Annotated in this window: 14 protein-coding genes and 1 pseudogene; 10 read left to right on the forward strand and 5 right to left on the reverse strand. The window is 74.5% G+C overall.

The annotated features are described in order from the left end of the window. Nucleotides 1-73 precede the first annotated feature (73 nt). From AACH11_RS05170 to AACH11_RS05190, 5 genes and pseudogenes are all read left to right on the forward strand, one after another. Complete coding sequence (locus AACH11_RS05170; protein WP_341373133.1) at nt 74-2377, forward strand: sigma-54-dependent Fis family transcriptional regulator; 2304 nt, start codon at nt 74-76, stop codon at nt 2375-2377. Then, nucleotides 2310-2951, forward strand: coding sequence for a flavoprotein (locus AACH11_RS05175; protein ID WP_341373134.1), 642 nt, complete (start codon nt 2310-2312; stop codon nt 2949-2951). The genes AACH11_RS05170 and AACH11_RS05175 overlap by 68 nt, the downstream gene beginning before the upstream one ends. After that, nucleotides 2930-4318, forward strand: a pseudogene (locus AACH11_RS05180) (DUF6513 domain-containing protein); the annotation flags it as partial. The gene AACH11_RS05175 and the pseudogene AACH11_RS05180, both read left to right, overlap by 22 nt. A gap of 245 nt (nt 4319-4563) precedes the next feature. Continuing rightward, on the forward strand, nt 4564-5229 hold the full coding sequence (locus tag AACH11_RS05185) for a DUF447 domain-containing protein (protein ID WP_341373135.1): 666 nt from the start codon (nt 4564-4566) through the stop codon (nt 5227-5229). Then, a complete protein-coding gene (locus AACH11_RS05190) occupies nt 5229-6011 on the forward strand; it encodes a (5-formylfuran-3-yl)methyl phosphate synthase (RefSeq protein ID WP_341373136.1) in 783 nt (260 codons plus the stop codon). Before AACH11_RS05185 ends, AACH11_RS05190 begins: the two co-directional genes overlap by 1 nt. Nucleotides 6012-6056: 45 nt before the next feature. On the opposite strand, the gene AACH11_RS05195 is transcribed toward AACH11_RS05190, so the two are convergent. Continuing rightward, nucleotides 6057-7448, reverse strand: a complete 1392-nt coding sequence (locus AACH11_RS05195; protein WP_341373137.1) for a sensor histidine kinase — start codon at nt 7446-7448, stop codon at nt 6057-6059. Nucleotides 7449-7781: 333 nt separating this feature from the next. Between AACH11_RS05195 and AACH11_RS05200 the strand changes: the two genes are divergently transcribed. From AACH11_RS05200 to AACH11_RS05220, 5 genes are all read left to right on the forward strand, one after another. Next, nucleotides 7782-8162, forward strand: coding sequence for an Hpt domain-containing protein (locus tag AACH11_RS05200; RefSeq protein WP_341373138.1), 381 nt, complete (start codon nt 7782-7784; stop codon nt 8160-8162). An 18-nt stretch (nt 8163-8180) separates the two neighbouring features. Further along, a complete protein-coding gene (locus tag AACH11_RS05205) occupies nt 8181-10454 on the forward strand; it encodes a putative bifunctional diguanylate cyclase/phosphodiesterase (protein WP_341373139.1) in 2274 nt (757 codons plus the stop codon). Continuing rightward, complete coding sequence (locus AACH11_RS05210) at nt 10451-12337, forward strand: GGDEF domain-containing protein (protein ID WP_341373140.1); 1887 nt, start codon at nt 10451-10453, stop codon at nt 12335-12337. The genes AACH11_RS05205 and AACH11_RS05210 overlap by 4 nt, the downstream gene beginning before the upstream one ends. Nucleotides 12338-12589: 252 nt before the next feature. Next, a complete protein-coding gene (locus tag AACH11_RS05215) occupies nt 12590-14824 on the forward strand; it encodes a DUF294 nucleotidyltransferase-like domain-containing protein (RefSeq protein WP_341373141.1) in 2235 nt (744 codons plus the stop codon). A 13-nt stretch (nt 14825-14837) separates the two neighbouring features. Beyond that, a complete protein-coding gene (locus tag AACH11_RS05220) occupies nt 14838-15500 on the forward strand; it encodes a 3'-5' exonuclease (RefSeq protein WP_341373142.1) in 663 nt (220 codons plus the stop codon). Nucleotides 15501-15611: 111 nt separating this feature from the next. Here AACH11_RS05220 and AACH11_RS05225 read toward each other — a convergent pair whose 3' ends face one another. The 4 genes from AACH11_RS05225 to AACH11_RS05240 all read right to left on the reverse strand — a co-directional run bounded on the left by AACH11_RS05225 (nt 15612) and on the right by AACH11_RS05240 (nt 21112). Continuing rightward, nucleotides 15612-17078, reverse strand: a complete 1467-nt coding sequence (locus AACH11_RS05225) for a DUF1513 domain-containing protein (RefSeq protein WP_341373143.1) — start codon at nt 17076-17078, stop codon at nt 15612-15614. Continuing rightward, a complete protein-coding gene (locus AACH11_RS05230) occupies nt 17068-18189 on the reverse strand; it encodes an imelysin family protein (RefSeq protein ID WP_341373144.1) in 1122 nt (373 codons plus the stop codon). The genes AACH11_RS05225 and AACH11_RS05230 overlap by 11 nt, the downstream gene beginning before the upstream one ends. A 37-nt stretch (nt 18190-18226) precedes the next feature. After that, nucleotides 18227-19744 carry a di-heme oxidoreductase family protein gene (locus AACH11_RS05235; protein WP_341373145.1) on the reverse strand — a complete coding sequence of 506 codons (1518 nt, stop codon included), beginning with the start codon at nt 19742-19744 and terminating at the stop codon, nt 18227-18229. A 132-nt stretch (nt 19745-19876) separates the two neighbouring features. After that, nucleotides 19877-21112 (reverse strand): imelysin family protein, encoded by a 1236-nt coding sequence (locus tag AACH11_RS05240; RefSeq protein ID WP_341373146.1) that lies wholly within the window; start codon nt 21110-21112, stop codon nt 19877-19879. Between the last annotated feature and the right edge of the window lie 224 nt (nt 21113-21336).

Genomic DNA, 21336 nt, shown 5'->3' on the forward strand with positions numbered 1-21336 from the left:
GGTCTCCGCCTGCTGCATCCGCCGTCCGTCGTCCGCCCCATCCCAGCCGCACCGCCCCCGCCCGGAGACCACCATGAACCTGGACCTGGCCCCCGCCCACGACCCGGCCAACGAACTGCTGAGCCCCAGCGTGCGCGACCACGCCGATCGCGTGCTGCAGGCCGTGCGCCAGGGCGCGCGCGAACGCGCCGGTGACGTGGTCGCCCAGTCCTGGAGCCGCTGCGTCAACGAGTACCGGCTCCACCCCGACCGCGCCCGCACGCCGCCGGTGCTGCCGCGCGTCGAGCTCGAAGCGCGCCGCGCCCGCGTGGCCGACATCATCGAGTGCGCGCGCTACGAGATGACCAGCCTGTACCAGCAGCTGGGCGACACCGAATCGGCGGTGGTGCTGACCGACACCGACGGCGTGATCGTGCACATGGTCTCCTCGCCCGAGTTCGCGGCCGAGGCGGCACCGCTGGGCCTGCGCCCGGGCGCGCGCTGGAGCGAGACCGAGGCCGGCACCAACGGCATGGGCACCTGCCTGGCCAGCGCCGCACCGGTGTGCGTGCGCCGCGAGGACCACTTCTTCAGCAAGCTCACCGAGCTGACCTGCTCGGCCGTGCCGGTGTTCGATCCCTCGGGCGAGATCGCCGCCGTGCTCGACGTCACCAGCCGCTCCAGCCTGATGCAGCAGCACCTGCTGGTGCTGCTGGGCATGACCGCGCGCATGATCGAGAACCGCCTGCTCGACAAGCGTTTCCGCCACGCCCATCCGCTGCATTTCCACAGCCGGCCGGAGTTCGTCTACACGCTGCACGAGGGCAAGCTGGCGCTCGACGACGACGGCCGCATCCTGGCCGCCAACCGCAGCGCCCTGTTCCAGCTCGGCGTGCCGACCGTGGCCGAGATCCGCGCCCGCCGGCTCGAGGATCTGTTCCAGACCTCGCTCGGCGACATGCTGCAGCGCTCGATGAGCGCCAGCTACCACCCGGTGGTCACCTATCGCGCGAATGCCGCGTTGCGCTTCTTCGCCGTGGCCCGGCGGCCGGCCGAGGATGCCCAGGGCCAGCCGGCGCGGCCGATGGTGCCCGGGCTGCCCGCGGTGTCCGCCAGCCTGGGCGATGCCGGCCGCAGCCGTCCGGTCGTGCCGGCTCGGCCGGCCGCACTGTCCGCGGCGGCCACCGCCACCTTCCGTGATCCGCGCCTGGCCCATGCGCTGGACACCGGCCGCCGCGTGATCGCCCGCGGCACGCCGGTGCTGCTGTGCGCCGAGACCGGCGCCGGCAAGGAGGTCTTCGCCCGGGCGCTGCACGAGTCCAGCCCGCATGCCCGTGGCGCCTTCGTGGCTGTCAACTGCGCCAGCCTGCCCGAGACGCTGATCGAGAGCGAGCTGTTCGGCTACCGTGCCGGTGCCTTCACCGGCGCGCAGAAGACCGGGCGCCGGGGCAAGATCCTGCAGGCCGACGGTGGCACGCTGTTCCTCGACGAGATCGCCGACATGCCGCTGGAGCTGCAGGCCCGGCTGCTGCGCGTGCTCGATGAGCGCCAGGTCACGCCCCTGGGCACCGAGGAGACCCATCCGGTCGATTTCCAGCTGATCAGCGCCAGCCACGGCCGGCTGCCCGATCTGGTGGCCCAGGGCCGCTTCCGCGAGGACCTCTACTACCGCCTGTGCGGCATCGAGCTGGCCCTGCCGCCGCTGCGCGAGCGCGCCGACAAGCGCGAGCTGATCCGCGGCCTGCTGCAGACCGAGGGCGGCGCCGACACGGTGCTCACGCCCGAAGCCGAACGCCTGCTGATGACGCATCCGTTCCCGGGCAACATCCGCCAGCTGCGCCATGTGCTGCGCAGCGCGGCCGCGTTGTCCGACGGGACGCCGATCACGCCCGAGCACCTGCCCTCGCTGCAGGGCGCGTGTGCGACGCTGCCGATGCCCGGCGTCGCCGCGACCGTGGCGGGGGGCGGCACCGGGGCGGTGGTCGGCCTGCTGGCGGGCGCAGCCGCCGGGGGCGTGGGTGGGGCCGAGGCCGCCGCCCAGGGCGCCGACGCCTGGGGCGACGCGTGCCGGGATCTGCCGGCCGGCCAGCAGACGGCCGCCTCCGCGGCCGGTGCGGTGCCGTCGGGCGTCATGGCGGCTGCCGGTGCGGCCGGTGCATCAGGCTCGCCCGGCCGCGCCGCGACGCCCGCCCGCCCACCGGCCACCGCCGACGACGAGGCGGCCGCCGCGGTCGCGCGCCTGAACCCGATCCAGGCCAACGAGCGCCAGGTGCTGCTGCAGATGCTGGAACAATACCGCTGGAACGTCAGCAACGTGGCCAAGGCCCTGGATGTCTCGCGCAACACCCTCTACCGCAAGCTGCACAAGCTGCACATCGACATCTCCAGCCCCGACTGAGCCCACCGGCGCCGTCCACGGCCGGCGCTTCGCCTGGTGCGTGACCGGCAGCGGCCACGGCCTGCAGCAGTCGCTGGCGCTGGCCCGCCGCCTGCCCGATCTGGACCTGCTGTTGTCGGCCGCCGGCGAGGAGGTGCTGGCGATCTACGGCCTGACGCTCGACGTGCTCAAGCGTGATTTCCGCGTCGTGCGCGACAAGACCGCCTCGGGCGTGCCGGTCGGCCAGCTCTACGAGAACGTCTATCACACGGTGGTGATCGCCCCGGCCACCAGCAACACGGTGGCCAAGTGCGCGCTCGGTCTCAGCGACACGCTGCCGACCAACATGTATGCCCAGGCCGGCAAGCTCGGCATCCCTGGCATCGTCTTTGCCTGCGATACCGAGCCCGTCGTCGTCACCGAGGCCCCGCACGGCTGGGTCACGCTGCGCCCGCGCCGCGTCGAGCTCGACCACGTCGAGCGCCTGCGCGGCATCGAGCACACCACCGTCGTCGCCTCGGTGGCCGAGCTCGAGGCCGCGCTGTCGCGGCGCCTGGACCAACTGTCTCTCGCATGGAACACATCGTCTTCCTGACCGGCCGTCTGGCGCAGCCCGCGCTCGAGCGCGTGCTGCACGGCCTGTGCGAGGGCGAGGAGCCGCCGCCGTTCAGCTGGGAGGTGCGCGAGATCGGCGTGCAGGTGGCCGCGCTGATGACCGCCGACATGGTGCGCCGGCGCGTGCCCGCCCCGCTGGGCGCCGACCGCCTGATCCTGCCCGGGCGCTGCCGGGGCGACATCGATGTGCTGGCCGCCCACTACGGCGTGCCGGTGCAGCGCGGCCCCGAGGAGCTCAAGGACCTGCCGCGCTTCTTCAGGCGCCAGGCGCGGCCGGTCGACCTCTCGACCTGGCGCACCCGCATCTTCGCCGAGATCACCGACGCCCCGCGGCTGGACGTGGCCGCCACGCTGGCGCGCGCCGAACAGCTGCGCGCCGAGGGCGCCGACGTGATCGACCTCGGCTGCCTGCCGCAGACGCCGTACCCGCATCTTGAGGAGGCGGTGCAGGCGCTCAAGGCCGCCGGGCACGCGGTCAGCGTCGATTCGATGGACCCGCAGGAGCTGCTGCGCGGCGGCCGTGCCGGTGCCGACCATCTGCTGAGCCTGCACCTGGACACGCTGTGGATCGCCGACGAGGTGGCCAGCGTGCCGGTGCTGATCCCGCGCCAGCCGGGCGACGCGGCCTCGCTCGACGAGGCGATCACGCGCCTGCAGGCCCGCGGCCGACCCTTCCTGGCCGACCCCATCCTCGATCCGCTGCCCTTCGGCTTCACCGACAGCATCGTGCGCTACCACGCGCTGCGCCAGCGCCATCCGGACATCGACATCCTGCTGGGCGTGGGCAACCTGACCGAGCTGACCGAGGCCGACACCTCGGGCATCAACGCGCTGCTGCTGGGCATCTGCGCCGAGCTGGACGTGGCCGCCATCCTGACCACGCAGGTCAGCGGCCATGCGCGGCGTGCGGTGCGCGAGGCCGACTGGGCGCGGCGCATCATGCATGCCGCCAGGTCCGGCCGTCAGCTGCCCAAGGGCCTGGGCGATGCGCTGATGACGGTGCACGACAAGCAGCCCTGGCCCGACAGCGCCGAGGAGATCGCGGCCCAGGCCGCCGCCGTGCGCGACCCCAACTTCCGCATCCAGGTGGCCGAGGACGGCCTGCACGTCTACAACCGCGACGGCCTGCGCACGGCCACCGGCGCGATGGACCTGTGGCCGCGGCTGGGCCTGCAGGACGACGGCGGCCATGCCTTCTACATGGGCTACGAGCTGGCCAAGGCCGAGCTGGCCTGGCGCCTGGGCAAGCGCTACGTGCAGGACGAGCCGCTGGACTTCGGCTGCGCCGCGCCGCGCGCCGCCGAGCCCCTGGACGCCTGGTGCGGGCCGGGGCCGACCCGCTCGCGCCCCGGTGCCGGTCAGGCGCGGGCCGACCGGGGCGCGCCGCCCGTGGACCCGGCCCCGGTATCCGCCGCGTCCGCCGCGTCCGCCGAGCCGCCCCCGACGGCAGGCGCGGCGGTCACGGCGGCCGGACCCGAGGCCGGACCCGAGGCCGACGTGGCGGCCGCTCGCCTGCCGCACCGCCTCACCGATCCGTGTGTTGACGCCCGCGCCGTCAGCCCCGGCGCCGCCCCACCGACCGACCTCGCCGCATGAACGACACGATCTACGAGGCCATCGTCAGCACCCGCGCGCCGGATGGCCGCGCCCATGCCGCGCCGATGGGCATCCGCTACCGCGAGGACACCGCGGGCCGGCCGCAGGTGCTGCTGATGCCGTTCCGGCCCTCGGCCACGCTCGACCACATCCTGCACGGCCGCTGCGCGGTGCTCAACCGCGTGGTCGACGGCCGCGTCTATGCCGGCTGCATCACCGGCCGGCGGGACTGGCCGCAGCGGCCGGCCCTGCACGTGGACTGCGGCGTGCTGGAGGCCGCGCTGTCCCATGCCGAGCTGCGCCTGGCGCGCATCGAGGACGACGCCCAGCGCCCGCGCCTGTGGTTCGACGTCGTGCACGAGGCGCAGCACGCGCCCTTTCTGGGCCTGAACCGGGCCCAGGCCGCGGTGGTCGAGGGCGCGGTGCTGGTCAGCCGTCTGCACCTGCTGCCGGCCGACAAGATCCGCCGCGAGTTCGCGTGGCTGCAGATCGCCATCGACAAGACCGCCCGGCCGCAGGAGCACGAGGCCTGGTCCTGGCTGCGCGCGGCCGTCGACGCCCATCTGGCGGCCCAGGCCGGGGGCGTCGATGCTGTTGATGCAGCCGATGATCCGCTGCGCCCGACCGGCCTGGGCGGCTCCTCGCGCTGGGTGGAGCCGTGATGCGGGTGCTGGTCAGCGTCCGTGATGCGGACGAGGCGCGCGCGCTGCAGGCCGCCGGTGTCGACTACATCGATCTGAAGGAGCCGGCGGCCGGCGCGCTCGGCGGCCTGCCGACGGCCGAGATCGTGCGGCTGGTGGGTCTGCTGCGTGCGGCGGCGGGTCCGTCACGGGGGGCGGCGGTGCCGCCTGCACCGCCGCCCGTGCCCCGCATCAGCGCGACCATCGGCGACTGGCCGGCGCAGGCGCTGGAGATCGTGCTGGCGCAGGCCGAGGCCGTGGCGGCCTGCGGCGTCGATCTGGTCAAGATCGGTGTGCGGCCGGATCCCGGGCCGGCCGCCGTGGCCCTGCTGGAGGCGCTGGCCGGGCGCGCGCGGCAGTGGCAGGCGGCCGGCGGCCCGGGCCTGGTGCCGGTGCTGGTGGCCGATGCGGGCGTGCCCTGGACGGTGCTGGATGCGGCGCTGGCACCGGGCCGGCTGACGGCCTGGGCCGCGCTGATGCTCGACACCGAGGACAAGCGCGGCGGCAGCCTGCTGCAGCGCTGCGGCGAGGCGGCGCTGCGCGAGACCGTCGCCGCCGTGCGCTCGGCCGCGGCGGGCCAGGCCGTGCCCGAGCTGGGCCTGGCCGGCGCGCTGGGCCTGGACGATCTGCCCCGGCTGCGGGCCATCGGCCCGGCCTATGCCGGCTTCCGCAGCGCGGTGTGCGCGGGCGAGCGTGCCGGGCCGCTGTGCCCGCAGCGGCTGCGGGCCCTGCTGGCCGCGCTGCGGCCGGCGGTGGCGGCCTGAGTCGCTCAGGCCGCGCGGGCTCTGCTCGGCCGCCGCGCGGCGCGTTCAGAAGCTGCCGCTGCCTTCGCCCAGCGTGAAGTAGAAGCGGGCGCCGCGGCCCGGCTCGCTGTCGGCCCAGATGTCGCCGCCGTGGCGGCGCACGATGCGGCGCACCGAGGCCAGACCGACGCCGGTGCCGGCGAAGTCGCTGCTGCTGTGCAGGCGCTGGAAGACGCCGAACAGCCGGTCGGCGAAGCGCATGTCGAAGCCCGCGCCGTTGTCGCTGACGACGAACACCGCACGGCCCGACTGCCAGGCGCGCTCGAAGCGCAGCTCGGCCCGGCCGACCTTGGCCGAGTACTTCCAGGCGTTGCCCAGCAGGTTCTCCAGCACCATGCGCAGCAGGGTCGGATCGCCGTCGGCCTGCAGGTCCTCGGCGATGTGGATCTGCACCTCGCGCGCCGGGTTCTGCCGCCGCAGGTCGTCGAGCACGTAGCCGGCGATGCGGCTCAGGTGCACGCGCTGGCGCGCCAGCGGCCGGGTCGACAGCTGCGACAGCGACAGCAGCGCGTCGATCATGTGGTTCATGCGCGCGGCCGCGCCCAGGATGCGGTCCAGGTGGTCGTTGCCGACCCGGTCCAGGCCGCTGGCATGGTCCTCCTTCAGGATGCGGGCGAAGCCCTCGACGACGCGGATCGGCGCGCGCAGATCGTGCGAGATCGTGTAGCTGAAGGACGCGTACTCGGCGGCCAGTGCGCGGGCGGTCTCGGCGTCGACGCTGGCCGCGCCGGTGGCCAGCGGCAGGCCGGGCGAGGGGGCGACCGCGCTGCGGCCGGCCGCGGCGCTGGTCGCCGCGTCAGCGGCCGTTGCCAGGGTGGGCGATTCCGCGCGGGCGTCCCGGGCGCAGCCGGCCTCGGCCGGCAAGGGCAGCAGCAGGCCGCAGTGGCCGGCGAAGGCGCCATCGGCATCGTGCAGGGCCTCGGCCCGCAGCAGCCAGCCGGTGGGGCCGGGTGGCTCGCCCGTCGCGTCGGCCGCGTGCGGCCGCACCACCAGCGCCTCGATCGCGCCCTGGCCTTCGAGCCGCTGGCGCAGGCTGTGCGCGTCGTCATCCAGGCCGTGCCAGCAGGGCTGGCCGATGGTGCAGGGCAGGGGGGTGTCATCGCCGGTCGCCTCCGGCGTCGCCTGCTGCATCCAGTGCAGCCGGTGGCTGGCGTCGCTGCGCCAGGCCAGACCGGGTTGCAGCCGCAGCCAGGCCTCGCGCTGGCGCTCGACCGCCTGCAGGGCCGCACGCGCCTGCTCGTGACCGGACTGCCAGGCCAGCAGCGTCAGCAGCAGGACCGACAGGGCCAGCGCCAGGGTCAGGCCCGTGACGGTCAGCCAGTGCGCCGCCCGGCCGGCGGTGGCCAGCAGTGCGGCGCCCGACAGGGCGGCCAGCAGTCCGGCGACGGGCAGAGGCATGCGGAGCAGCTGGCGGGGGGCCTGAAGGCCGACGACTCGTTCTCTCCACATGTGGGGGATTGTAAGGAGACGTTGCGCGTGCTCTGCTGGCAGACCCGCTGGCGCGCGTCGCTGATCGCGTTCGCGTTGCGCCGGCGCCGCACCGGACCCGTCCGTGTGCCGCCATCACGCCGCCTGACGGTTGTGGTGGAATAGGCCCCTGAACAAGGGGGGTCCGGTCGCTGTGCTGGTCCGGTCGCCCATCCTGGTCATTGCGTACCGCCGATGTCCCTGCCGCCGTCCGACCCTGATCTTCCGCCTGGCCCGTCCGCGGCCTGTCCGGTCGCGCTGAGCGTGCCGTCGCCGTCCGTCGCGGCCGGCGGCCGCGGTGCGGCCCGGCTCGATCCGTCGGCGCTGGCCCAGCTCGAACGCATCGACACCGATGGCGAGCTGCTGCTGCGCGTGCTGCGCACCTACCTGTCCACCCTCCACAAGACCCGGCCCGTCCTGCGGGCCTGGGCCGCTGATCTTGACGGTCATTTCAGGGCCGTCCACACCCTGAAATCGTCGTCGGCCTCCATCGGGGCCCTGGCGGTGTCGGAGCTGTGCGCCAGCATCGAGCAGGCCCTGCGTGACGGGCGTGTCGATGATGTCGGCCGCCTCACGTCGGCCCTGTTGCACGAGATCACGCAGGTCGAACTGGCCGTGCGTGTCCGGCTGAACCACACGCGCTGAACCCGCATCGCCGACCCGATGATCACTCCGTATGCCGTGGATCCCGACCCGGAGGCCGCACGCCCCAAGGTGCTGCTGGTCGACGACGACGATGTCACGCTGATCCTGACGGGTGTCGCGCTGCGCGAGCGCGGCTTCGACATCATCGAGGCCTGCAGCGGCGAGGCGGCACTCGGCAAGCTGGCCCAGCTGACGCCCGACATCGTGGTGCTCGATGCGCTGATGCCCGGCATCGACGGCTTCGAGACCTGCGTCGCGCTGCGGCGCCAGCCCGGCTTCGAGTACCTGCCGGTGCTGATGCTGACCGGGCTCGACGACGAGGCGTCGATCAACCGCGCCTACAACGCCGGTGCCACCGACTTCTACGTCAAGAGCACGCAGTGGAGCCTGCTGGCCGGCCGCCTGCGCTACCTGCTGCGCTCGGCGCGCACCCGCACCGAGCTCGAACGCAGCAAGGCCAAGCTGGCCCGCGCGCAGGATCTGGCCCGCATGGGCAGCTTCGACTGGCGGCGCGAGGGCGTGCAGCCCCATGCCCAGCTGTCGATCTCGCCCGAGGGCCTGCGCGTGCTGGCGCTGCCGCCGCACCAGCGCGTCAGCCTGCGCCGGGTGCTGTCCTACGTGCTGGCGCCCGAGCGGCGCGGCTTCCTGCGCGTGCTCGCCGAGATGGACCGCCAGGGCTCGGTGCTGGCCATGGACGTGCCCTTCGTGCTGCCCGACGGCCGCCACCGCGTGCTGCACGTCGAGGCCGAGCCCGAGTACAACGAGCAGGGCGCGAGCATCGGCTACACCGGCATCCTGCAGGACGTGACCGAGCGCCGCGTGGCCGAGGACCGCATCCGCCACCTGGCCAACTACGACTCGCTGACCGGCCTGCCCAACCGCCGCCAGCTGATGTGGCGCGCCGAGCGCGCGCTCGAACACGCGCGGCGCCAGGGCCATCAGGCGGCGATGCTGCTGATCGACCTCGACCGCTTCAAGGTCATCAACGACAGCCTGGGCCATGCGGCCGGCGACGAGCTGCTGGTCGAGGTGGCGATGCGGCTGCGCTTCTGCGTGCGCCACAGCGACATGATCGTCGACCAGTCGCTCGACAGCATGGGCCCGCGGCTGTGGCGCTCGCTGGAGGCGGTCGGCCGGCTCGGCGGTGACGAGTTCATCGCGCTGCTGCCCGAGGTCGGCCCCGGCGACGTGCAGCGCGTGGCCCAGCGCATCCTGGAGGCGCTGCGCGCGCCGATCCTGATCGAGGGCCAGGAGTGCTTCGTCACCTGCAGCGTGGGGGCCGCGCTCTTCCCGGCCGACGGCCACAACGTCGCTGATCTGCTGCGCAATGCCGACGTGGCGATGTACTCGGTCAAGAACGCCAGCAAGGACGATTGCGCGCTCTACAGCCCGATGCTGGCCGGCCGCGGGCGCGAGAAGCTGGAGCTGGAGATGGCGCTGCACAAGGCCATCGAGCGCGACGAGATCGTGCTGCACTACCAGCCCAAGATCGATGTCACCCAGTGGCGCATGGTCGGGACCGAGGCGCTGATGCGCTGGCAGCGCGGCAGCACCCTGGTGCAGCCCGGCGACTTCATCCCGCTGGCCGAGGAGACCGGCCTGATCGTGCCGCTCTCGGAATGGGCGCTGAACGAGGCCGCGCGCCAGGCCCGGGTCTGGCAGGAGGCCTACGGCTTCGAGGATTCGGTGGCCGTCAACCTGCCGACGCGGCTGTTCGAGCGGCGCGATCTGGTCGAACAGGTGCACCGCGCGCTGACCCGCCACCAGCTGTCGAACGTCGCCATCAAGCTCGAGATCACCGAGACCGGGCTGATGAAGGACGTCGATGCGACCATCCCCTCGCTGTCGCAGCTCAGCGACATCGGGGTCGAGATCTCGATCGACGACTTCGGCACCGGTTACTCGTCGCTGGCGCGGCTGACCTCGCTGCCGATCTCGGAGCTCAAGATCGACCGCAGCTTCGTCAAGGACCTCGGCAAGGCCGAGAACCGGGCGGTGGTCAAGACCATCATGGCGCTGGCGAAGTCGCTGAAGCTGCGGGTGGTCGCCGAGGGGGTCGAGAACCTGCACCAGGTGGCAGTCCTGCACGGTCTGGGCTGCAGCGTGATGCAGGGCTACCTGTTCAGCCGCCCCGTGGCGGCCGATGACCTGCGTGATTGGCTGCAAGGTCACGTGCTGCCTCCTGAAGGTTTGCGCGAGCTGCTGCAGCCGGCCTCCGAGCGGGTCGAGCCGGCGCGCAGCCTGGCCGGAGCGGTCCCGCGCCGCCGCCGTGCCACCGCTGCCGTCCGATGAGCCTGCCTCCTTCCTCCGCGCCGTCCTCCTCCGCCGCACCGGCCGCCGCCGCCAACAGCCCGGCCACGCTGGCCAAGGGCGCGCTGCGCCGGCTGGCCCTGGCCAAGCTGGAGCCCACGCCCGCCAACTTCGCCCGTGCCTATGCCGAGGAGGCCGGCGAGCCCGCGGCCGCCGAGCATGCGCTGCCGGCCCGCCACCGGCCGGTGATCGACCGCCTGGCCGCCCGCTGCACCGACGACCCCGGCCTGCGCACCGAGCTCGGCGCCACGCTGATGGCCGGCCGGCTCGACGAGCTGCCGCGCCTGCTCGAACGCCAGGCGGGTGCCGCCGTCGTGCAGGCCCGGCAGTGGGCCGAGCTGGTCGAGCGCCTGGCCCGCGGCCTGGAGCGCGGCAGCCGCCACTGGACCGGCGGCCGCAAGAAGGACAGCCTGCAGCGCGTGCTCGATGCCTGCCGCAGCGATGGCCCGCGCCTGCAGTCGCGCCTGCGCACGCTGCTGTCGACCTGGGAGGCCGATGCGCCGGACGAGCCGGTCGAGGCCGCCGAGGGCGGCGACGCGACCGTCGGCGCCGATGGCCCGTCCGGTGCCGCCACGCCCACTGCTGTCACCGCTCCCGCCGAGCCGCCGTCCGGCCCCGCCGCTGGCACGGGCCACGCGGCCGAGCTCCGCGCCGCCGCACCCCCCGGTCACCACCCCCGCATCGTCGAGGCCCTGGCCACGACCGTGCGCGCCGGCCTCGCGCCGCAGGAGCCCCGCGCCCGCGAGCTGGCCGACGAGCTGGCCGCGCTGGCCGAGCGCATCGCCCGCGAGGGCGCGACGATCAGCCTGGCCGAAGGCGTGGCCGAGGTCTGCCAGCGGGTGCGCTGCCTCTATGGCCTGCGCCACGAACTGGTCGACGAGCTGCTGGGGCTGTGCCGCACGTTGACCGACGGCATGGCCGAGCTGGCCGAGGACGGCAGCTGGGCCCAGGGCCAGGCCGCCGCCCTGCGCCAGCGTCTGGACGGCCCGCAGGGCGCGCGCGCCGTGCGCGCCGCCCGGGCGCTGCTCAGCGACACCCGTGAGCGCCAGCGCACCCTGGCCAGCCAGCGCGCCCAGGCCCGCGACGCGCTCAAGCAGGTCATCGGCCAGATGCTGACCGAGATCGGCACCCTCGACGAGGCCACCGGCACCTTCAACACCCAGGTGCTGGCCCATGCCGACACCGTGCAGGCCGCCGACACGCTGGAGAGCCTGGCCGAGGCCGTGCGCCAGATGGTGCAGGACAGCCATGCCGTGCATGCCGTCGTCCATGCCGCGCGCGAGCGGCTGAGCGCCGAGCACGGCCGCGCCACCGCGCTCGAGAGCCAGGTGCGCGGGCTGGAGGCCGAGCTGCGCCAGCTGTCCGAGGAGGTCGGCACCGATGCGCTGACCCAGGTCGCCAACCGGCGCGGCCTCGGCAAGGTGTTCGAGGTCGAGCGCGCCCGCGTCGAGCGCGAGGGCGTGGAGGTCGCGCCGCTGGCCGTCGGCCTGCTCGACATCGACAACTTCAAGAAGCTCAACGACACGCTCGGCCACGCGGCCGGCGACGAGGCGCTGAAGAGCCTGGCCGCGCGGGTCAAGGAATGGCTGCGGCCGATCGACCATGTCGCGCGCTTCGGCGGCGAGGAGTTCGTCGTGCTGCTGCCGGCCACGCCGGTCGACGAGGCCCAGGCGGCGCTGACGCGGCTGCAGCGCCGGCTCAGCGCGGCGCTGTTCATGCACGACGGCCGCGAGGTCTTCGTCACCTTCTCGGCCGGCGTCACCGCCTGGCGGCCGGGCGAGGCGCTGGAGGTCGCGCTCGAACGCGCCGACGAGGGCCTGTACGAGGCCAAGCGCACCGGCAAGAACCGCACCTGCATCACCTGAGGCCGGGCGCGGCGGCCGACGCCGGCCACGGCCGGACGGGCGGGCCGGGCCTGCCGCCCATGCCGCCCATGCCGTCCGAGGTGTGCGTGGTGTGCCTGGTGTGCGTGCCGTCCTGGCCACGGGTTCCGCCCGCGCCGCAGGGGCCGCGTCCACCGTGCCCGACGCATCCTTGCGCTGGATCAGCCGCGGCCCAGGTCGCTGAGCCGACGCGCGGGCCAGCCGTGCGCGGCGCAGGCCTGGTGTCAGGCGGGCATGCTCCGATGGGGGTCTTCGCTGCCGTCGCCGAGACCGTCCGTGCCCAAGGCCTTCAATTTCGCCGTCACCCCGTTCGACGCGCTCGATGCCGCGCAACGCCAGCGCGTGCGCGACGCGGTCGACATCGACTACGTGCCCGAGGGCCGGGTGATGCTGCAGCCCGGCGAGGCGCCGAGCCATCTGCTGGTGCTGATCAAGGGCCATGTCCAGCAGTGGGACGGCGAGGAGCTGCTGGCCACCTGCGGCCCCGGCGAGTGCTTCGACGGCCGCGCGCTGGTGGCCGGTCGCTGCGGCAGCCGCTTCGTCGCCGCCGAGGAGGTGCTGGCCTACCGCCTGCCGCGCGAGACGGTGATGGCGCTGATCGCCGACAACGACACCTTCGGCGCGCTGCTGTTCGCCGACCTGTCGCACAAGCTGAGCGCGCTGACCGCCGCCCAGGACCAGCACGAGCTGCAGAACCTGACGCTGTCGCGGGTCGACCAGGCTGCGCTGCGGCCGGCCCTCGTCGTCGATGCGGCCACCGACATCGTCAGCGTCGCCCGCCTGCTGCAGGCGCACAAGGCCAAGTGCGTGCTGGTCGCCGGCCTGGGTGCCGGGCCGGGGTCGGCTGCCGCGGCGGCCTCGGTGGTCTCGACGGCGGTGGCACCCGGGGCGTCCGGTGTGCCTGGTGTGCCCGGTGTGACCGGTGAGCCCGGTGAGCCCGGTGAGCCCGGTGCCCTCGGCATGCCGGCCGGCGAGGCGCTGCAGGACCTCGGCATCTTCACCGCCACCGGCCTGCAGCGCGCCATCCTCAGCGGCCGCGAGCTCGCGCGCCTGCCGGTCGGCGAGCTGGCCAGCCGGCCGCTGGTGACCGTGCGCGGCAGCGACGTGCTGGTCGATGCCCAGGCGACGATGATCCGCCACCGGGTGCAGCGGGTGGTGGTGCTGGCCGATGGCGTTGCGCCCGGGGCGGCGACAGGCCGCGCGCAGGACGGGCCCGGTGCTGGCACGGGTGCAGGTGCAGGTGCACCCGGCACCGCCGCCGCCGCCGCCGCCGCCGCAGCAGCCGCAGCCGCAGCCGCAGCAGCAGCCGATCCGGCCGCCATCCCGGTCGGGCCCGGCGCCTTGCCCCCGCTGCTGGCCCGCCCGGCCATCGCCGGCATCCTCGAACAGCTGGATCTGCTGAGCTTCCTGTCCAACCACAGCGTGCTGATCACGCGCCAGATCCTGGAGGCCGCCTCGCTCGATGATCTGGCCGTGGCCGCGCAGCAGATCGAGCGCGTGATCGGCCTGCTGCACCGCGGCGGCACCCGGGTCGCGCACATCGCGCGCCTGGTGCAGGAGCTCAACGCGGCGCTGATGCAGCGCACCTGGGCCCTGCTGGCGCCGCCCGTGCTGCAGCAGGTCAGCTGCCTGTTCGTGATGGGCAGCGAGGGCCGTGGCGAGCAGCTGCTGCGCACCGACCAGGACAACGGCCTGGTGCTGCGCGACGACTGGCGCGAGGCCAGCGGCGCCGACGAGGCCGGGCTGGGCGCCGCCTGCGAGGCCTTCTCGCAGGCGCTCGAGCGCTTCGGCTGGCCGCCGTGCCCGGGCGGCATCATGGTGCGCAATGCCGACTGGCGGATGAGCGTCAGCGCCTGGAGCGCGCGGGCGCGCGGCTGGCTGCTCGAACCCTCGGCCGACGCGCTGATGGCGCTGGCCATCTTCGTCGATGCCCAGCCGGTGGCCGGTGACGCCCGGCTGCTGGCCACCGTGCGCGAGGCCGTGGCCACGCTGGCCGCCGACAGCGACGTGCGGGTGGCGCGCTTCGCCGCCGCCGCGCTGCAGTTCGATGCCGCCGACACCAGCACCGGCAGCGCCTGGTGGCAGCGCCTGTTCACGCTGGACGGCGGCGCGCAGGACACGCTGGACCTGAAGAAGGCCGGCATCTTTCCGCTGGTGCACGGCGTGCGCGCGCTGGCGCTCGCCCAGCGCATCGAGGTCACCGGCACCGTCGCGCGGCTGGACGCGCTGGTGGCCGCCGGCGCGCTCGGCGCGGCCATGGCCACCGATCTGCGCGACAGCCTGCACTTCTTCATGGGCCTGAAGCTCAAGACCGGCCTGGCCGCGCGGCAGCAGGGCCGGCCGGCCGGCAGCGGCCTGCACTGGGACCGGCTGAGCAGCCTGGACCGCGATCTGCTGAAGGACACGCTGGGCGTGGTGCGGCAGTTCAAGGGCCTGCTGCGCCAGCGCTTCCGGCTCGACACCCTGTGAACGGGGGCCGCCGATGAACCCGGTCGACGGCATCGAGGGCGCGTGGCGCGGGCTGGTCCGCGCCTGGGACCGCTGGCACTGCGGCGACGAGCGCTATGCCTTCATGTGGGAGGCCGAGCCGCCCGACGAGGCCGTGGTGCTGGACTGCGAGACCACCGGCCTGGACGTCGGGCGCGACCAGATCATCTCGGTCGGCGCGGTGCGCATCGTCGGCGACCGGCTGCTGACCAGCGAGCGGCTGGAGCTGCTGATCCGGCCCACGCGCGCGCTGTCGACCGAGGCCATCCGGGTGCACGGCCTGCGCCTGCGCGACCTGCAGGACGGGCTCGACATCCAGGAGGCGATGGCGCGCCTGCTGCGCTTCATCGGCAGCCGGCCGCTGGTCGGCTACTACCTGGAGTTCGACCTCGCGATGATCCACCGCGCGATCTTTCCCTGGCTGGGCGTGCGGCTGCCGCAGCGCCGCATCGAGGTCTCGGCGCTGTACCACGACTGGAAGCACCGCCAGCTGCCGCCCTGGGCCCAGCAGGGCAACGTGACGATCGACCTGCGCTTTGCCACGCTGATGCGCGAGCTCGACCTGCCCGAGCGCGCGGCCCACGATGCGCTCAACGACGCGGTGATGACGGGGCTGGCCTGGATCAAGCTGCGGCGGTTGCTGGGCGAGGGGCGTTGAGGCGGCTGGGGCGGCTGAGGCGGGAGCGGCCGTCGCAGCCACGGCCACGGCCCGTGTGGCCGACGGCGATGTCGCCGCTGTCGACACCGCCGCGGTGAGCGGCCACGGCGCTCAGCCCGCCTGCCACTGCCAGTGGTTGTCGATCTGCAGGCCGTCCACCGCGCTGCCGGACTGGGGCTCGGTGGCGTCGGTGCGGCGGCGCTGGGCCTGCTGCAGCCCGCCGACCCACCAGCGCGCGCCGTCGCCGGCGGCTGCCAGCGCATAGGCCTGCTCCAGGCTGCGCAGGCCCACCCAACGGCCATCCTGCGCATACAGCGCGACGCCGTCGACCCGCGGGCAGCTGACGGCCCAGCCGGCGCCGGTGGCGCACAGATCGCCGCCGTAGCCGGCCAGCGGCAGCGGGGCGTCGATCGCGCGCAGGCCGTCGGCGTCCAGCAGCGCCAGCACAGGGGCCCGGGCGCGGGCCTCGGCCGCGTCGTGCTCGGCCTGCAGCGCGATCGCCAGCCAGGGCCGGGGGGGGCTTGTCGGGCCTGCCGTGCCGGCCGCGAGCGCCGCGGTGGATGCGGTGGGCTGGCCGGCCGCATCCAGCCGTGCCGATGTGGTGGACATGGGCGCCGTGGTGGATGCCGAGTCGGGTGCGGAGGTGTTCGCCGAGGTGGCGGACGGGGTGGCCGCCGTGTTCGCCGGGGCCACTGCCGAGGGACCCGGCCGCCCCCGCGGGCTCGGCCGCTCGTCCGCGGGCCGGGCCAGATGGCGCAGGCTCAGCCGCGGATCGTCCAGCCGCCACTGCGCCAGCAGCCGGCCGTCATGGCCGTCCAGGCGCACGATCGACGAGTCCATCGTGCCCAGGGCCAGCTTGCGGCGGCCGGTCTCGGGCAGCGTGGTGATGCCGCCGTTGGCCACGTACAGCGCACCGGGCGCCTCGGCGCCGGCCCAGATCAGCTGGTGCGGGTCGCGGCCGCCGCTGGGCCAGACCTCGACGGTGGCGAGGCTGGCGGCGTCGCGCCGCACGATGCGGCCCAGGCCGTCGAGCAGATCGGTCTCGGTCGACAGCAGCCAGCGGCCGTCGGGCGAGGGCAGCAGGTGGCCGTTGTAGCGGCGGTCGTCGTCGGCCCAGCGCCACTGGGCGCGGTGGCCGGGGCCGGCCCAGCGCAGCAGCCAGTCGCCGGGCCGGCGGGCGACGGCCAGCAGCGCGCCATCGGTACCCGCGATCACCTGATGGGCGCGGGTGGGCACGTCGAGCGCGGCCAGCACGCGCAGGGCGCCGCCGTCGGCCGGCAGCGCCAGCCAGCCGATCTGGTGCTGGCCGTCGCGGCGCTGCCAGGCGGCGCTCAGCACGGTCTGGCCGGCGGCCGCGCGCCGCAGCGCGGGTGGCAGCGCCGCGGGGTGCTGGGCTGCGGGGCGTGGGGCCGGCAGGGGGCCGGGGCCCGGGCCGCCGGTGGCCGGTGCGCGGCCCGGGTTCGCGGCGCTGCCCGCGCCGGTGCCGGCCGCCGCCCAGGCGTCGCCGACGCACCACAGCCCGCCGCCCAGGCCGAAGGCGGCCAGCCGGCGCAGGGCGTGGCGGCGCTCAGTCGCCATCGGCGTCGGAGAAGCCGATGGTCACGTTCAGCGCCGTGGCCACCTCGTTCTCGGCCAGATGCTTGAGCGTGCCGAGCGCGCGCACCGCGGCGGCGCTGCGGGCGGCCGCCCCGGGGCGGGCCGCGGGCAGGCTGGCATCGACGGCCCGCACCGCCTGCAGCAGGCGGTCGGCCAGCGGGTTCAGGCCCTTGCTGCGCAGCTGGGTCTCGAAGGGCACCAGGGCGCCGTCGGCCGGTGCGCCGTCGGCATCGTGCACGCTCATGTGGCGCAGGGTGGCCCAGTGCGCGGCCCAGCTGGCCACCGTGCTGGCGCTGGCCGCGCGGGGAAAGTCCGTCGGCCGGCCGCTGGCCGCCGGCTTGCCGATCTGTGCCCAGCGCAGGCGCTCCAGCCCGCCGACCCACTGGTTGACCCATTCGGCATAGGCGGCCAGGGTCTGGGCCTGGGCGGCCTCGTCGAGCTCGCGGGCGGCCACGTCCGGTGCGGCCAGCGTGGCCTGGGCGGTGCGCAGTCCGTCGGCGGCGCGGGCCAGCTCGTCGGCGATGGCCACCGCGTAGTCGCACTCGGGCGTGCCGGCGGCCACCGGCCGCGTCCACAGCAGATGTTCGAGCGCCGGCAGGCCCTTGGCCGGCGTGCCGATGCGCTCCAGCGCGGCGCCGTCGCGCGGCCGGGCCGCGACGGCCTTGTCGATCAGGGCCGGGCGGGTCGGCTGGAAGTCCAGCTGGCGCAGCGACTGCTGCTCGATCAGCGGGCCCAGCGCCACGGCCGACTGGCGCTCCCAGCTGCGGGTGGCCTGCAGCCAGGCCGCACGCGGCGCGGCCAGCGCCGATGCCGGGGCGGAGGACGGCCGGGCGCTGGTGCTCTGCACGGCGCTGCAGCGCTGGCGCAGGGCCTCGGCCAGCGCCTGGCTGTCGCGGGCGAAGCGCCCGGCCGCGGCCAGGCCGTCACCCTGCAGGCCGGCCACCAGCTGGCCCGGGGTGTAGACCGGCACCGGTGTGCGGCGCCAGTCGTTCTGGGCCTGCACCGGCGCGGCCGTCCACAGCAGGCCGGCGCACACCAGGCCTGCGGCGTGGGCGATGCGGCGGTGGCGCGGCATCCAGGGCATCCGGTTCATGGAGCATCCAGTCGGGTGTGCGGACATCGCGCGGATCTCAGAGGGAATTGACGAAGGCCACCAGGGCCTCGCGGTCGGCACGCGACAGGCGCTTGACATGCTCGCGTGCGCCTTCGGCCTCGCCGCCGTGCCAGAGGATGGCCTCCAGCACGCCGTTGGCGCGGCCATCGTGCAACAGGCGCTGGTGGCCGTTGACGTCGCGCATCAGGCCGATGCCCCACAGCGGCGGGGTCTTCCACTGGCGGCCGCTGGCCCGGAAATCGGGCCGGCCGTCGGCCAGATCAGGGCCCATGTCGTGCAGCAGCAGGTCGGTGTAGGGCCAGATGCGCTGGCCGGCCACCTTCGGCGTGCTCAAGGCGGGGAAGGGCGGCTCGCCGGTGACGTAGCTGGGCCGGTGGCAGCTCGCGCACTGGGCCTGGGTGAACAGGTCCTGGCCGCGGCGCACCGGGGCGTCCTCGGCCCGGCGGCGGGCCGGTGGCGCCAGCGTGGCGGTGTAGAAGATCACGTGGCCGAGCGTCTCGTCGTCGATCTCGGGCCGCTCGGCGCTGGCCTGGGCGGCGGTCAGCACGCCACCGCCGGTGCGTCCGCCGCCGCCGTGGGCCGCGGCCAGGCAGTCGGTCTGCGCGGCCGTGCAGGCCTCACGCGCGTTCAGCCGGCTGGTGATGCCCATGTCGCCGAGGAAGGCGCCGGCGCTCTGGTGGGCCACGCTGCCGGTGTTGGCCTTCCAGCCGAAGCGGCCGATCACCTCACGTTGCGCGTACATGTCCCACACCCGGTTGGGCATGCCCTTGATCGGACCGGGCTGGCCGGCCTGGGCGCGGGCATTGGCCAGGATCTCGGTCTCGGGAATGGCCTCGATCAGCCCCAGGCCGATGACCTGAGGGGCCACCCGCGGGCTGATCATGACGTCGTGGGCGAGCGGCCCGTAGCCCGGGTCGACGATGCGGTAGAGCGGCTGCCGCAGCACGTAGCGCGTGCCGTCGGCCATCCGGCCGGGCAGTGGGCGGGCGCGGATCTCGACCCGGCCTTCGGGGCGCACGCCCTGGACGGCGGCGTTGTCGAGCTGGTCGCCATAGACCGGCTCGGGCCGCACGCCGGCCTGCGGATCGGCCGGCCCCGGCACCGACAGGCGCAGCAGCAGGCCGACCGTGGCCTCGGGCCGCGGGCCCAGCGTGCGCCCCCAGTCCGGCGGCGCACCGCGGCCGTCCATCACGTGGCAGCCGCCGCAGGAGCGGGCGATGAAGTGCGGGCCCAGGCCGTCGCGCGCGGTGGTCGAGGCCGGGGCCTCGACCCAGTTGCGCTTGAAGAAGGAGTTGCCGATGACGAAGCGCGCCTGCTCGGCATCGTCCAGATCGGCCAGCGGGAACGAGTAGGCCTGGCGGCCGGTGGCCTCCACCGTGCCACGGCCGCCGGTCTGGATGCCCAGCGGATCGGCGTCCGTCGGGGAGGAGGGATCGGCGGGCGCAGCGATGATCCAGGAGGAGAGGACCAGCGACGACAGCGCCAGCCCCGTGGCGAGCGCGAGGCGCTTGGCTGGGGACTGCAGGACAGGCATGGCAACACGCGGCCGGGGCCGCCGTGACAGGAGGACGGATGGCGACCGCACGCCAGCGCGCCGTCCAGGACGGGCGCCGCCGCGTGCGGCCGGTTCAGCGGATCACGGGCGCCGTGCGCCTCGGGATCCGTGTCAGGGCTCGACCAGCGTCAGCTTGGCGATGCCCACCGCGCTGGCGGATTCGACCAGCAGCTTGGACTGCGCGACCAGGCTGGCCACCGTCTGCTCGATGATCGGCCGGCCGGCCGAGCCCTTGATGATCGCGCGGTCGAACGGCGCCGGAATGGATTCGGCCGACTGCACCGAGCGGCTGATCTGGGCGGTGGTCTTCTCGGCCAGGGCGGGATCGCGCACGGCCACCAGGGCCGCGATGCCCGGGCCTTCGATCACGCTGCCGTCACGCCGCACATAACGCCCGGTCCAGACGTTCTGGATGCCCTTGGCATTGGTCGCGGCGTCGCGGTGGGTGTTGTCGGAGAAGCAGGAGTGCTCGTCCTCCTGGTCCTGCGAGTTCAGCGCCACGGTCAGGCGCTCGCCGGACAGCTCGCCACGCGACAGCGAGCCCAGGCCGACGATGATCTTGCGCACCGATTCGCGGCCGCCGCGCTCGAAGCGCGCGCGGTAGTTCTTGCGGTCCGGTTCCCAGGCCGCGACCAGACCGGACAGGTCATCGACCAGCAGCTCGGTGGCCACCGTCAGATAACGCGCACGGCGATCGGCGTTCGGCGCCTTGCCGGCCACGTAGTCCTCGAAGCTGCGGTTGCCGGGGCCGGTCTCGCTGCGGTCCTGACCCCACAGCAGGAACTCGATGGCGTGCCAGCCGGCGCTGATGTTCTCCTCGCCGCCGCGTTCGTTGGCCTTGGCCAGCGCGGCCTTGGTGATCGCGAACTTCGGCTTGTTGACCAGGCCGGCGCCGGGCTTGCCTTCGACGTAGTCGACATAGGACTCGTCGAGCGGCCAGGCGTTGAGCTGGCCTTCCGGGCCCTTGGCGTCGTCGATCGGGCCACCGTAGAAGCGGAAGGCCTCGGTCTGGCCATAGGACTCGCGGGCGGCCAGCCAGGCCTTGCGGGCGGCGGCCAGGCCCTCGGCGCTCGGCGCCCGGGTGAAGGCCTGGATCGCCGATTGCAGGTCGCGTGCGGCGGCCAGCGTGTCGGCGTAGCCGGCCTGCACCAGCACCGCGTAGTGACGGGCCACGGCTGCAGCGTCGACCGGTGCGGCCGCCGTCGGCTGGGCCTGGGCGGCCGCCGGTGCCGCAGCCTGTGCCCGGACGGCCTGAGGGGCCACCAGCGTGGTGCCGACCGCAGCGGCCAGCAATGCCGCGCGCCACGGGCGCAGGACGGAACGGGAGGTCGGGGCAAGGGACTTCATGGTCGTGCGGGGTTCGGGATCAGGACAATTCGTCTTTATATCAGGAACGAGAACCATTCTCGTTAACCGACATCAATGGAGACCTCGGGTGGCGATCCCGCACCGCGGTGGCCGCAAACGACACGGCCCGCCCTCCGTTGCCGAAGGGCGGGCCGTGCGGGACCGCGGCCGGACGCTGGCCTGGCAGCGTCCGGAGCTGGCGGTGTGGCCCGGTGCGCGATGGC

The sequence above is a fragment of the Pseudaquabacterium rugosum genome, assembly GCF_038066575.1.
GTDB lineage: Bacteria > Pseudomonadota > Gammaproteobacteria > Burkholderiales > Burkholderiaceae_C > Pseudaquabacterium > Pseudaquabacterium rugosum.

What these genes read in the sequence shown, in the direction of transcription:
- AACH11_RS05170 (WP_341373133.1), top strand. Translation starts at nt 74, where the DNA reads ATGAACCTGGACCTGGCCCCCGCCCACGACCCGGCCAACGAACTGCTG.
- AACH11_RS05175 (WP_341373134.1), top strand. Translation starts at nt 2,310, where the DNA reads ATGTCTCGCGCAACACCCTCTACCGCAAGCTGCACAAGCTGCACATCG.
- AACH11_RS05185 (WP_341373135.1), top strand. Translation starts at nt 4,564, where the DNA reads ATGAACGACACGATCTACGAGGCCATCGTCAGCACCCGCGCGCCGGAT.
- AACH11_RS05190 (WP_341373136.1), top strand. Translation starts at nt 5,229, where the DNA reads ATGCGGGTGCTGGTCAGCGTCCGTGATGCGGACGAGGCGCGCGCGCTG.
- AACH11_RS05195 (WP_341373137.1), bottom strand. Translation starts at nt 7,448, where the DNA reads ATGCCTCTGCCCGTCGCCGGACTGCTGGCCGCCCTGTCGGGCGCCGCA.
- AACH11_RS05205 (WP_341373139.1), top strand. Translation starts at nt 8,181, where the DNA reads ATGATCACTCCGTATGCCGTGGATCCCGACCCGGAGGCCGCACGCCCC.
- AACH11_RS05210 (WP_341373140.1), top strand. Translation starts at nt 10,451, where the DNA reads ATGAGCCTGCCTCCTTCCTCCGCGCCGTCCTCCTCCGCCGCACCGGCC.
- AACH11_RS05215 (WP_341373141.1), top strand. Translation starts at nt 12,590, where the DNA reads ATGCTCCGATGGGGGTCTTCGCTGCCGTCGCCGAGACCGTCCGTGCCC.
- AACH11_RS05220 (WP_341373142.1), top strand. Translation starts at nt 14,838, where the DNA reads ATGAACCCGGTCGACGGCATCGAGGGCGCGTGGCGCGGGCTGGTCCGC.
- AACH11_RS05225 (WP_341373143.1), bottom strand. Translation starts at nt 17,078, where the DNA reads ATGGCGACTGAGCGCCGCCACGCCCTGCGCCGGCTGGCCGCCTTCGGC.
- AACH11_RS05230 (WP_341373144.1), bottom strand. Translation starts at nt 18,189, where the DNA reads ATGAACCGGATGCCCTGGATGCCGCGCCACCGCCGCATCGCCCACGCC.
- AACH11_RS05235 (WP_341373145.1), bottom strand. Translation starts at nt 19,744, where the DNA reads ATGCCTGTCCTGCAGTCCCCAGCCAAGCGCCTCGCGCTCGCCACGGGG.
- AACH11_RS05240 (WP_341373146.1), bottom strand. Translation starts at nt 21,112, where the DNA reads ATGAAGTCCCTTGCCCCGACCTCCCGTTCCGTCCTGCGCCCGTGGCGC.